The sequence below is a fragment of the Paenibacillus baekrokdamisoli genome, from assembly GCF_003945345.1.
GTDB lineage: Bacteria > Bacillota > Bacilli > Paenibacillales > Paenibacillaceae > Paenibacillus_Z > Paenibacillus_Z baekrokdamisoli.
Genome location: NZ_AP019308.1, coordinates 2,778,322 through 2,791,181, shown reverse-complemented (window position 1 = coordinate 2,791,181; position 12,860 = coordinate 2,778,322). Strand labels below are relative to the sequence as shown.

The window sequence follows — 12,860 nt, the reverse complement described above, 5'->3', positions numbered from 1 at the left end:
AAGGTTGAGACTGTACATGGAAATCGAATCGGTTCAGCTACCTTTCGGTCAGCCGATTACCGAGGCATATGTAAGACGAACTCGGCCCGAGGTGGAGTCACTATTTGGCAGCCATCCGGCGGAAGACACGGATTGGAAGCGAAGGGCACAATGGCTAAAGGATCAATCGGCTAATCGTGTTTCTGCAGAACAATTGGCAACGACGCTAACCCGGTACAATCAACGTTTTAATGACAGCGATGAAGTGAAATTGGCCATTGAAGCCATTGGCAATGGAGCTCCAGTAGTTGTGGGCGGTCAACAGGCAGGGCTTTGGACAGGACCGCTTCTCGTTATACATAAAGCCATTTCGGTTATTGCTGCTGCAAGGCATGCAGCCGAGTTGACCGGACAGATCGTTATCCCCTTGTTCTGGATTGCAGGAGAAGATCATGATTGGGATGAAGCGAATCATACCCTGATCGTGAATCAAGAGAATCAGCTCGTCAAGATTGCTATAGAGCGTCCGAAAGGAAATCGTACATCGGTCAGTCGCACGAAGCTGCAGCAGGAAGCTATGCTGGAAGCTGTCAAAAAGTTAGGCGAAACCTTGCCTGACAGTGAATACAAGCGTGATTTGATAGCATCTTTGACTTCCTTTGCCAAGCTCTCCGATAACTTATCTGAATGGTTCGCTTATACGATGGGGTGGCTATTTGGTAAGCAGGGACTTGTTCTTATGGATTCGGACGATCCGGCGCTTCGCAAGCTGGAAGGACCCCTGTTCAAGCGAATGATCGAACGTAATGATGAGCTTGAAGAAGCTTATCAATGTGGCGCAGATCATATCCGTGAACTTGGCTTCGTACCTCAAGCGGATGTCGTGACAGGGAGTGCGAATGTATTTCTTTTTCAAGATGATCAAGGCAGTGCAGTTGGAGAGCGTACCTTGCTTTACAAACGCGATGGTCGATTTGAGAATCGGAAAGGAACGGTTGCCTGGGAAAAAGAGGAGCTGCTGCGTATCGCTAACGAATCGCCAGAACGACTCAGCAACAATGTGCTTACTCGCCCATTGATGCAGGACTATGTTCTGCCTGTTCTTGCAGCTGTGCTCGGTCCAGGAGAAATTGCCTATTGGGCGTTAACAGGAGCAGCATTTCGCTCTTTTGATATGCAGATGCCGATTATTGTCCCACGTATGTCGTTTACCTTGGTCGAAGCAGCAGTTACCAAGCATATGATGAAATATGAATTAACATTTGAGAATGTTGTAAACCGATTTGCGGAATATAAGGAAGCTTGGCTTAATGGGCAGGATCGTTATAATATTGAAGCTCGGTTTGATGAGGTGAAGCAGCAGTTCGCTGAGCTGTATCAACCTATCATGGATCTGGTCGCAACGGTTGAAGGCGGATTATCCGCATTGAGTGAGACCAATAAGCAGAAAATTATGGATCAGATCGCGTTTCTCCAGACACGTACGAAGGAAGCCCATGCGAGGCAGTTCGACGCCTCGCTTCGTCAATTGGACCGTATCGCAGTATCGATATGGCCGGATGGCAAACCGCAGGAACGTGTAGTTAATGTCACTGTATTTTGGAATCGATTTGGTCGTTCTTGGCTGGATCGGCTGCTAGAAGTTCCCTTTGATTGTCTAGGCAGTCATAGAATCATTTATTTATAGAGAGGTTGCTGAATAGAAATGGCTATTAATGCGAAAGAAACAAGCATCGTAACGGATATGGCGCTCGCGCCTGAAGGACATTTGAAGATTGAATGGGTAGCGGCACATATGCCGGTATTGAATCGTATTCGTGAGCAATTCGAGAAAGAGCAGCCTTTCAAAGGTTTGAAGGTGGCGATTTCTCTTCACTTGGAAGCCAAAACGGCTTACCTTGCCAAGGTCGTTCAAGCTGGAGGCGCTGAGGTTACGATTACTGGAAGTAACCCGTTGTCTACGCAGGATGATGTTTGTGCAGCCCTGGTTGAAGATGGAATTACCGTGTTTGCTAAGTACAATCCGGAGCCTAAGGAATATAAAGAACTTCTTGTAAAAGCGCTGGAAACTAAGCCAGACCTAATTATTGATGATGGCGGCGATTTGGTTTCTATCCTGCATGCAGAGCGTCCAGACTTAATGGCCCAAATTCGTGGCGGTGCTGAAGAGACAACAACAGGTATTCTTCGTCTGAAAGCGATGGAGAAGGACGGTTCGCTGAAATTCCCAATGGTTGCCGTTAACGATGCATTCTGTAAATATTTATTCGATAATCGTTATGGAACAGGACAATCGGTATGGGACGGCATTAATCGCACGACTAACCTTGTTGTTGCTGGGAAAACAGTCGTTGTTGTCGGCTACGGCTGGTGCGGTAAAGGAGTTGCGATGCGGGCGAAGGGACTCGGCGCGAACGTTGTCGTGACGGAGATCGACAGCATCCGTGCTGTTGAGGCTTATATGGATGGATTCACTGTACTGCCGATGAGCGAAGCTGCAAAAGTGGGTGAATTCTTCGTTACAGTGACGGGTAATCGCGATGTTATTCGTGGCGAGCACTATGAAGTGATGAAGAATGGCGCTATTTTGTGCAATGCTGGTCATTTTGATATCGAAGTGAACAAACCGGAGCTTGAAGCATTATCCTCGAGCAAACGTACTGTTCGTCGTAACATTGAAGAGTATCTGCTTAAAGACGGACGCAGCATCTACCTGCTTGCAGAAGGCCGTCTTGTTAATCTGGCAGCGGGAGACGGACATCCAGCAGAGATTATGGATATGACGTTCGCTTTGCAAGCCATGTCGCTTAAATATGTGAATGATCATTATAATGAAATTGACGGCAAAGTCGTTAACGTTCCTTATGAGCTTGATGAACAGGTTGCCCGTTTCAAGCTAGAAGCACTGGGTATTGGGATCGATAAGCTTTCTGAAGAACAGAAGAGCTATCTCCAAAGCTGGGCAGAACACGAATAAACGTTTATCCATAGAACCGCTTGGAGCTGGATTTCTTTCTTGGAAATCCGTTCAAGCGGTTCTTTGCTTAAAAAATAAGAAAGTATAAGTTTTCTCCATACTTTGCTTATTTTTCAGAGGGAAGAAATTTGCTTCGCCACCAAGGACGGCGTAGACGTTTCTTTTTGTTTACTGGGTTAATTTGCAACATCTTCCAACGGCATCTCGTATAGTAGGGTGTACCAACCAAATAAATATAGGGGGTTGTCGTATGGAAGAGGTTCAGAAGGGTGTTAGAGGGGTTAAAGGAGTAAAAATACTTGCTGCTATGATGATCATATTCACGCTTATTGTAGCGTCGGGTTGCTCGGCGGCTAGTAATGAGAACAGCAAGAGCAACTCAAGCGCTGATTTGGCGACTACTAGCAAAGCTGAGGGAAGTGTAGCATCCGAGAGCAAAGCAGATTCAAAAAGTAATACGGCCACTGAATCGCCGGAAGCTGCAGCGGGAGCAAGCTTTGGTGCGAGTGAAACCGATCCTTCCATAGCTGATGATGCTGGTATGAACCGCAAGCTGATTTACCGCTCTAACGTGGCTATGCAGGTAGATGACTATGCAAAGGCGCAAACACTGCTGAAGAATATTATTCATCTTTCTGGCGGATATCTGCTCAAGTTTGATGATAAGAAAACCTCGGCTGAGCTGGGTGGTACTTATACAATTAAAGTTCCTTCATCGGGTTTTGATTCTTTCTTAACTGCGCTAGAGAAGCTTAAAGGCTCAAGCTATGAAAGCAGTATCGAAGGAACGGATGTTACAGAAGAGTATGTGGATCTCGAATCGCGGATGAAAGCAAGGCAAGTCGTGGAGGCGCGGTTATTATCTTTTATGGAGAAAGCAGTAAAAACAGATGAATTGCTGAAAATCTCCAATGAGCTTGGTGATGTTCAGACGGAGATCGAACGAATTAAGGGAAGAATGCGTTATTTGGACAAAAATGTAGCGTACTCCACAATCGAACTGCGTATGTATCAACAAACGGTCACTGAAGTTCCAGTAGTTAAGGAAGAAAAAACGGGTTTTCTGCAGAGCTTGCAGAATGCGCTGTCAGGTAGTGCGAATGTTGTCTATGCTTTCATCCAAGGCGTGTTTATCTTCATCGCTGGCGCTTTGCCTGTTCTGCTTCTGTTGGTTGTTATCGGGATTCCGGTGTATTGGGCTTACCGCAGTAACCGTCGAGGAAAATCGAACATCGCTTCTAAAGTCCAAGTGGATGAGAAAATCGCTGAACGAGAAGCGCAAGATTCAGCAGAACCCACCCCTCCGACAGATGATGACAAATTGTAATCATGATATAAGGATCGAATAAAGAGCTGTACCGCTGGCCTTCAATGGTCTGATGGCGGCAGCTCTTTTTTTACTAAGAAGGGAATAGACCCAATAAAGGAGAATAAATATTTTCTCAAAATACCAACCGATGCACCGTTTCGGCTACTTATATAGCATACCACTGTCAAAGGGGTCACCACATGACTGCACACAACCTGCTTTCTGAGTCACATTTACAAGTCTATTCGAAGAAAATATTCGGCTTTGCACTATCAAAAACCTCACATGAACAAAATGCAAAGGATCTGTCTCAGGAGATATCGCTGGCTTTGTATCGGTCCCTTGGTACCGGCAGACAGGTAGATAACATGGACGCATGGGTTCACACAATCTGCTGTTATACATGGAGCAATTATCTAGCCAGAGAGAAACGCCACTGGAGCAATGTGGATATCGATCACATGCATTCGCTGCTTGACGAGAAAGCCGAGATTCTCACAGAAGAGACAGACCATATGCTGCTAGGGCTAAGGCAGGAGGTTGCTTATTTGTCGCGCCTCCACCGGGATATTACGGTCCAATACTACTATGAGAGAAAAAGTGTGGAGCAGATAGCTGAACGTTTGCAGATTGCTGCAGGGACTGTAAAGTGGCATCTCTTTGAAGTGCGTAAGAAGCTGAAGGAGGCCATGAAGATGGAACAAACCGTCGATAACTTAAGTTTTAATCCTGTGAGGATGATGGTCGGTCACAGTGGGTCACCGGGCCCGAATAATGAACCGAACTGCTATTTCAATTCCTTATTAACGGCGAACATTTGCGTTGCGATCTATGAGAAGGCTCTGAGTATTGAAGATATCGCCCGTAAGATTGGGACTGCTAGCGCATTCGTAGAAGATGAAATTCAGAAGCTAGAGAAGTCGGACTTGGTGTTGCAAAAGGGGAAAGGGAAGTACCGGACGAACTTCATCATTGAAACGATGGTGAGCTTGTCTGCTGAAACCGATTATATTAAATCCAAGGCAGAGGAGCTTGCGGAAGAAATCTGTGCATGTGTGGCCGATAATCTGAGTGAAATCCGCAGTCTTGGTTTTCACGGATCGGACTTGAACGATACCTTTCTTCTGTGGGCGTTATTACCTTATGCAATCTTTCAGCAGTATTACCAAGTGAAGGATACGGCGTATTATGCCCGCTATCAGCCTGATGAAAGAAAAGACGGCGGGAAGTATATAGTAGCTGCTTCAATTGTATATAGCGAAGAAGAGTATCGAAAGCGTCTACCCAACCACGAGATTGTCCGAAAATATGCCACAAATGGCATCAAATCGCGTAACAGTGACTATTATGGCGGACTTCAGATTGAATCGTGGTGGTCTGGGATGACATGGAGAGACTTCGATGTGTCCGATATTGCGGACATGGCAAGAGTCGTTGATCTTATTGAAAGCGGGGAATCTCACAACGAGTACGATAAGCTCATCATAGCAAGGCTTGTTGAAAAGGGCTTTGTGTCAATGGATGGTAGTAAACCGGTGTGTCTTGTTCCATTTTTTAACGCTGCACAACATGAGGCGCTGCACCTGATATTAGATCGAGTATTTTGCGACATAGATTTCAAAAAAAAGCTGGACCAAATCTATGAGGACATGACAGCCATATGGAGAAGGGACGCACCGTCTTTCATATCGGATAAAGAAATCGTGTACAAAGCAATCGGTGATGGTGCAACACTTATTTTTGCTGTATTGGAGTATTTGGAACGCAGGGGTAAACTGTCGTTGCCAGCTGATACTGAAAAAAAACGGCTTACAACCATTCTTTGGCGGTACCCTCATTAAGCTTAGCAGATGTATAGGGTGGAGTTAGATCAGAGTAGTAAAACGATTAGGAGTACTCGAGCAGGCGCAGTGGCGCCTGCTCTTTTTGTTGCGCTTAGGGGAACGATCGTTCAGCGCTTAATGCAAAGGTATTTGATTGATGCATGCACGTCGCATGGCATTACGGATAGCGGCCTCTTTGGCTAGTCGCTTTCTCTCATCCTCCGTGCCTTCCACGAACAATCGAGATCGAAACAGCTCGATAAGGGCACTTTCACTTGCCGCAGCGGCTTCAGAAGCATTACCAAGCAGATAATGCGCGACTTGGTAACACAATTGCTCAACAGGACGCAGCAGCTCTATTTTCTTATCACAAATGGTATTCATCACTACTATTAGCTCCTTCATTCGTTAACGCCCGGAGTGTATTGGTTTCAGTTTACACGATCGTTGTAAGGTAAAAGTTTCAAAAGTGTAACAAGATTAATTCCGTGAAATATTTTTGAAATTATTCTAATGGAGCAGGAATTACATTTTATGTGGCGAATACATCAACCTTAGTGGTGAAAAGTGGGGCTAAGTGGTGATATAGGAGAAAGAGGTGGAGCGGCCGAATGTTTATGGGTGAATATCAGCATAGCATTGATGATAAGGGCCGTATTATTATTCCAGCCAAATTCCGTGACCAGCTTGGCGATCAATTCATTGTCACCCGTGGCCTTGATAACTGTTTGTTTGTTTATCCGATGAGTGAGTGGAGCGTATTGGAGCAGAAGTTGAAGTCGCTGCCAATGATGAAGTCGGACGCTCGAGCCTTCTCCCGTTTTTTCTTCTCCGGGGCAACCGAATGCGAGCTGGATAAACAGGGAAGGGTAAACTTACCGAATAACTTATGCGACTATGCGAAGCTGGACAAGGATTGTATCGTGCTTGGTGTTTCCAATCGAGTCGAAATATGGAGCAAACAGATTTGGGAAGGTTACTTCAAACAATCCGAAGAGACATTTAATGATATCGCAGAGAAGCTTGTGGATTTTGATTTTAATTTCTAGATCGCTGGCCTTAATCGGTAATTGCAGAGGCGACCTTAGAGCCGGGAGGGCTACAACTTGTTTCAACATGTAACAGTGCTCAAGGAAGAAGCCGTAGACGGACTGGCTATTAAGCCGGGAGGTATCTATGTCGATTGCACATTAGGTGGCGCAGGTCATAGTGAGCTAATTGCATCAAGACTTAGCGAGGGTGGGCGTCTTATTGCGCTTGATCAAGACGATTGGGCTCTCGATCATGCACGTATTCGCTTGGCAGCCTATATGCCGCAAGTCACATTGGTAAAAAGTAATTTTCGTTATTTAGAGAATGTCTTACATGATCTTGGTATACAAGCCGTAGACGGCGTGTTGTTTGATCTTGGTGTTTCAAGCCCGCAGCTTGACGAGGCAGACCGTGGATTCAGCTACAATCATGATGCTCCGCTTGATATGCGTATGGATCAGGATAGCATGCTGACAGCCAATGATATCGTGAACACATGGGATGATCGAGAAATTGCGCGGATTCTTACGAATTATGGCGAAGAACGCTTTGCACGGCAAATTGCTCGTAAAATCGTACAAGCACGCGAGGAGAAGCCGATTGAGACGACGGGTGAACTTGTAGAGCTGATCAAATCCGGCATACCTGCCGCAACTCGGCGTACAGGGCCTCATCCGGCCAAACGGACATTCCAAGCCTTGCGAATTGCGGTCAATGATGAGCTGGGTGCGGAAGAAGAAGGACTAGAGCAGACGATAAATGTGTTGAAATCTGGCGGAAGAGCATCGGTTATTACCTTTCACTCACTAGAAGACCGGATTTGTAAGCAGTTGTTTGCAAAATTTGTTGAAAAATGCACCTGCCCGACAGACTTTCCATTATGTGTATGCGGCGGGAATGGTCGATTGAAATTGGTCAACCGCAAGCCAATTGCTCCAAGTGAAGAAGAGCTTGCACTTAATCCAAGAGCACGTTCAGCGAAGCTAAGAGTCGCAGAGAAACTGTAGATAATATTTTTCAAGATAGAGGCCAACATTTAAGAAGCAGAAGGGAAGAAGAGACATAATGGCATATGTGAATGGTAATCTAGCTTTACAGCCCAAGCGAAAGCCGGAGCAGCAGAAGCAAGCGTTCCGCGAGACAAGAACAGTTGTAGTTAAAAGAAAGACATTGCCCATGCAAGAAAAACTGTTGTACATGTTCACAATATTGGTCTGTGTTCTTGTGGCGGGCGTGATTATTTTCCGTTATGCCCAAATCTATCAAATGGATCTACAGATCAAACAATTAACGAAACAGCAAGCTCAAATGCAATTTGATATGGTTGAGCTTAAGAAGCAAGTGGCTCTGAAAAGCAACCCGGATTATATCAAGAAGGCAGCTGAAGGAGATGGATATGGCGCAGCTCCGAATGGACCTATTAAAGTGGGAACGGGACCCAAAGAGACCGCAACCGCAATGAATAAGGAATAGGTGAGGGACGATGACAAAACGGATAAAATTACGCACGTTATTGGTTGGAGGGCTTATCACCCTCCTTTTTGTTGTTTTAGTAGGCCGAATCTATTGGGTTCAAGTCGTTAACGCCGACTTCTGGTCGGAGAAAGCGCGAGAGGTTTGGTCCAAATCAGAGAAGCTGTTTCCTGTACGGGGTACGATTGAGGATCGTGATGGTGCAGTTCTAGCCATGGATGTCGCGGCTTACACTGTAATTGTGAAGCCAAAGGTCATACATAAGCTGAATCTTGAAGCTGTTATTGTTAGCAAGCTTCATCTCGTGTTAGGCAAGCCGGAAGCGGAAATTAGAAGTCTTATTGAAGCAAAGAATAAAGACGGCAACTATTTTGATCAACGAGAAGTGCGTAAAGAAGGGTATAAAATCGACAAATCCGTTGCCGATCGGTTAGAGAGATTCAAGGATGAACTTGAAAAGCAAACGGGTGAGAAGGACAATGGCATTTTCTTAACTACAGATACGAAACGCTATTATCCTAATAATAATTTGGCCTCTCATATACTTGGTTACTTAAATAGAGATGGCAAGCCGATTATGGGTCTAGAAGCCTCTCTGAACAAGCAGTTAACAGGTGAAGAAGGCGAGATTAAATATCAGAAGGACGGCAATGGTGTTATTCTCGAGAACGGGACAGTCAGCTTTAAACCTTCTCACGACGGTGACAACATCAAGCTGACCATTGATATGGAGATTCAGCATTATCTTGAAGAGGCTATTAAAGAAGCCTATGTGAAATATCAGCCGAAGAGCATCACGGCCATTGCGGCAGATCCGCAGACGATGGAAATTCTCGGCATGGCAAATTTGCCGGATTTTAATCCGAATGAATATTGGAAAGCTGCTCCTGTGGACTTTTATGACCATTCGATCAAATCTTTATATGAACCAGGTTCGACCTTCAAGATTGTTACACTTGCCGGTGCCGTTCAAGAAGGTCTGTTTGATCCAGAAGCTAAATATCAGTCTGGGGTTATTAAAATCGCTGGTAGCCCGATTCACGATCATAATCGTGCAGGATGGGGGACGATAACCTATCTAGAGGGCTTGAAGCGTTCAAGTAACGTCGCTTTCGTCAAGCTTGGCTATGAGATGTTGAAGGCAGACCGTTTGATGGACTATATTAAGAAGTTTGGCTTTAGTCAAAAAACAGGTATCGAGCTTAATGGCGAGTTAGCAGGTGTTGTTAACCCTACCTATGCCACAGAGGTTGCAACAGCTGCTTTCGGACAAGGTAAGGTACTAGTTACGCCGATTCAACAGGTTGCAGCCGTTGCAGCGGTTGCTAATGGCGGCAAACTGCTGGTACCTCACCTAGTGAAAGAAATAGAAGATCCAGTGACGAAGAAGGTGACCGTGACGAAACCAGTCGTTGTCCGTCAGGTGATATCTGAGAAATCAGCGAAACAGGTGGATGAATATTTGGAACAGGTCGTTTCTGATCAGAAGATCGGCACGGGGAAGAATGCTTATATTGAAGGTTACCGTGTAGCAGGTAAAACCGGGACAGCCCAGAAGGTTGTAAAAGGTAAAGGCTACTCCAGTGATAAATACGTCGTTTCGTTTATCGGATTTGCACCAGTGGGTAATCCCAAGATTGTTGTTTATGTCGTTGTTGATGAACCGAACGATAAGTTCGCAGGCGGTGGTACTGTTGCAGCCCCAGTCTTCAAACAGATCGTATTGCAAAGTTTGCGTCATATGGGCGTGAGTCCAGTGGTTACAACCGTTAGTGAGGCACAGCCAAAGGGACAAACGGTAACTGTTCCAGATTTGGCAGATCAGAGCTTGAATCAAGCGCAAGCGCAGCTCAAATCTAGGGCTCTCGCATATGAGGTCGTAGGTAAAGGCAGTAAGGTGCTGCAGCAAATACCGAAGGCTGGGACGGCGGTAGCTCCGGCTCAGCGTGTTTATCTACTGACAGAGGAACGGAGCAAGCTCCCGATCCCGAACATGAAGGGGCTATCGCTTCGTGATGCGCTAGAGATTTGTTCGATCCTGCAAATGCGCTGCTATACAGTCGGAGAAGGCTTTGTATCCTCACAAATTTTGGCTAAGCAGAATGGAGAGAACGTACTCAAGCTTATGCTTGCCCCGCCGGATGCTGAGCTGCAGACGACGGAAACCGTTAATGAGAGCGGGAAAAAGTAGCTGAACAGACGATAGGACAAGACAGATAGCTTGTTCTAACCTTTTTTCTTTCCGAATAGGCTTGGATTAAGAAACGGATGGACGAAATTTCCCGTTTACGAGCCTTTCGGAGGGGATGCTGAGGTGAAAGTATCAAATGTTACTGTACGGCGACGTCTTTTCTCTGCTTTAATCATTGCCGTTGTTGCGTTCTCGCTGCTTGCAATCCGTCTTAGTTATGTACAGCTATGGCATGGACCGGAGCTAACCGCCAAAGCGGAGAATTCCTGGCGTCGCGAAATTCCATTCTCTGCCAAGCGCGGCGAAATCATGGACCGAAACGGCGAGAAGCTTGCGTATAATATAAGTTCCCCGACGATCATGGCCATTCCGGCCCAGATTAAGGATGCGAGGGTAACAGCATCACAAGTAGCAAAAGTATTGGGGATTTCAGAAGATAATGTGTATACCACGATTAAGAAGAAACAGTTGATCGTACGTATACAGCCAGGTGGACGGAAAATTACAACAGAGAAAGCGCAGCAGATTCGTGACCTGAGTCTGCCTGGAATCGTTGTTGCGGAGGATAATAAACGTTACTATCCGCTAGGAACCTTTGCCTCCCATGTACTGGGCTTCACCGGCATTGACAATCAAGGCTTAACGGGCATAGAAGCCAAATATAATGATTTGCTTGAAGGGATTAATGGGAATATCTCCTTTCTATCGGATGCGAAGGGAAGGCAAATGCCAGGCTCATCCGATACGTATTTAAAGCCAAAGGATGGGCTCAATTTAGAGCTTACGCTTGATAAGCAAGTTCAAGCGATCATGGAGCGCGAGCTTGATCAGGCCATGGTGAAGTTTCAAGCGGATAATATTATTGCAATCGCGATGGATCCGACTAATGGCGAGATTCTAGGTATGGCAAGTCGGCCAAGCTATCAGCCGGATAAATACCGAGATGTAGATTCTCAAGTGTATAATCGTAATCTACCGATATGGATGACATATGAGCCTGGATCGACATTTAAGATTATAACGTTAGCTGCTGCGCTTGAAGAGAAAAAGGTGGACTTGAAGAATGATTCTTTCTTCGACCCTGGATTTATTGAAATTGGCGGTGCTCGTCTTCGCTGCTGGAAGAAGGGCGGACATGGAAGCCAGTCCTTCCTGGAGGTCGTGCAGAATTCATGCAATCCAGGGTTTGTAACATTGGGTAATCGATTAGGCAAAGATAAGCTGTTTGGTTATATCAAGAACTTTGGATTTGGAACGAAGACAGGGATTGACCTGGGCGGCGAAGAGAATGGGATCATGTTCAAGATGAGTCAGGTAGGACCTGTTGAACTAGCTACCACGGCATTTGGTCAAGGCGTATCCGTTACACCTATTCAGCAAATCACAGCAGTCTCAGCAGCTATTAATGGGGGCACACTCTATAAGCCTCACGTTGCTAAGGATTGGGTAAATCCCTTAACAGGTGAGATTGTGGACTCGGTTAAGCCAGAGGTTGTGCGGAAGGTGATCTCAGAGAATACAAGTAAGCAGGTTCGCGAGGCGCTCGAAAGTGTTGTCGCCAAAGGAACAGGTAGGAATGCTTTTATAGACGGTTATCGAGTTGGTGGGAAGACGGGTACAGCACAAAAGGTTATCAACGGCCGGTACTCTCCCAATGAGCATATTGTCTCGTTTATCGGTTTTGCCCCAGCGGATGATCCAAAGATTGTCGTTTATGTAGCGGTTGATAATCCACAAGGTATTCAATTCGGAGGCGTTGTTGCTGCACCGATTGTCCATAATATTTTGGCAGATGCACTCCCTTACATGGGAATAAAGCCACGTAAAGACCAGATGACAAAGGAATATAAGTATGGTGAAATCCCGATTGTAACAGTACCGAATATCGTAGGAAAGACCGTATCTGATCTTTATGAGGATCTAAACATGAACTTCAATCTCGCTTCTGCTGGAAGCGGAGATACCGTTATTCGTCAGTCACCAGCTGCCGGAACACGAGTCAACCGCGGCTCAACGATACGTATTTATTTGGGTAAAGATGATGATGAAAGCGACCATCCTTGACTATAATAATAG

Annotated in this window: 10 protein-coding genes; 9 read left to right on the top strand and 1 reads right to left on the bottom strand. The window is 45.7% G+C overall.

Features of this window, described 5'->3' with window-relative positions:
* Nucleotides 1-16 precede the first annotated feature (16 nt).
* From bshC to EKN16_RS12645, 4 genes are all read left to right on the top strand, one after another.
* Nucleotides 17-1,666: a bacillithiol biosynthesis cysteine-adding enzyme BshC gene (bshC, locus tag EKN16_RS12660; protein ID WP_125657417.1), complete on the top strand. Its 1,650-nt coding sequence runs from the start codon at nucleotides 17-19 to the stop codon at nucleotides 1,664-1,666.
* Between the two features lie 18 nt (nucleotides 1,667-1,684).
* Nucleotides 1,685-2,956 (top strand): adenosylhomocysteinase, encoded by a 1,272-nt coding sequence (locus EKN16_RS12655; RefSeq protein WP_125657413.1) that lies wholly within the window; start codon nucleotides 1,685-1,687, stop codon nucleotides 2,954-2,956.
* Nucleotides 2,957-3,206: 250 nt separating this feature from the next.
* Nucleotides 3,207-4,283: a DUF4349 domain-containing protein gene (locus EKN16_RS12650; protein WP_125657410.1), complete on the top strand. Its 1,077-nt coding sequence runs from the start codon at nucleotides 3,207-3,209 to the stop codon at nucleotides 4,281-4,283.
* Nucleotides 4,284-4,465: 182 nt separating this feature from the next.
* Nucleotides 4,466-6,106 carry an RNA polymerase sigma factor gene (locus EKN16_RS12645; protein ID WP_125657407.1) on the top strand — a complete coding sequence of 547 codons (1,641 nt, stop codon included), beginning with the start codon at nucleotides 4,466-4,468 and terminating at the stop codon, nucleotides 6,104-6,106.
* A 117-nt stretch (nucleotides 6,107-6,223) separates the two neighbouring features.
* On the opposite strand, the gene EKN16_RS12640 is transcribed toward EKN16_RS12645, so the two are convergent.
* A complete protein-coding gene (locus EKN16_RS12640) occupies nucleotides 6,224-6,475 on the bottom strand; it encodes a hypothetical protein (RefSeq protein WP_125657404.1) in 252 nt (83 codons plus the stop codon).
* Between the two features lie 224 nt (nucleotides 6,476-6,699).
* Here EKN16_RS12640 and mraZ point away from each other — a divergent pair, with 224 nt between their 5' ends.
* From mraZ to EKN16_RS12615, 5 genes are all read left to right on the top strand, one after another.
* Nucleotides 6,700-7,137, top strand: a complete 438-nt coding sequence (gene mraZ / locus EKN16_RS12635; protein ID WP_125657401.1) for a division/cell wall cluster transcriptional repressor MraZ — start codon at nucleotides 6,700-6,702, stop codon at nucleotides 7,135-7,137.
* Nucleotides 7,138-7,194: 57 nt separating this feature from the next.
* A complete protein-coding gene (gene rsmH, locus EKN16_RS12630; RefSeq protein ID WP_125657397.1) occupies nucleotides 7,195-8,127 on the top strand; it encodes a 16S rRNA (cytosine(1402)-N(4))-methyltransferase RsmH in 933 nt (310 codons plus the stop codon).
* A 58-nt stretch (nucleotides 8,128-8,185) separates the two neighbouring features.
* On the top strand, nucleotides 8,186-8,593 hold the full coding sequence (locus EKN16_RS12625; protein WP_125657394.1) for a cell division initiation protein: 408 nt from the start codon (nucleotides 8,186-8,188) through the stop codon (nucleotides 8,591-8,593).
* 10 nt (nucleotides 8,594-8,603) lie between these two features.
* Nucleotides 8,604-10,784 (top strand): penicillin-binding transpeptidase domain-containing protein, encoded by a 2,181-nt coding sequence (locus EKN16_RS12620; protein WP_125657391.1) that lies wholly within the window; start codon nucleotides 8,604-8,606, stop codon nucleotides 10,782-10,784.
* 123 nt (nucleotides 10,785-10,907) lie between these two features.
* The gene (locus tag EKN16_RS12615) at nucleotides 10,908-12,848 is read left to right on the top strand and encodes a stage V sporulation protein D (RefSeq protein WP_125657387.1); all 1,941 of its coding nucleotides are present in this window, start codon (nucleotides 10,908-10,910) and stop codon (nucleotides 12,846-12,848) included.
* The last annotated feature ends 12 nt before the right edge of the window (nucleotides 12,849-12,860 follow it).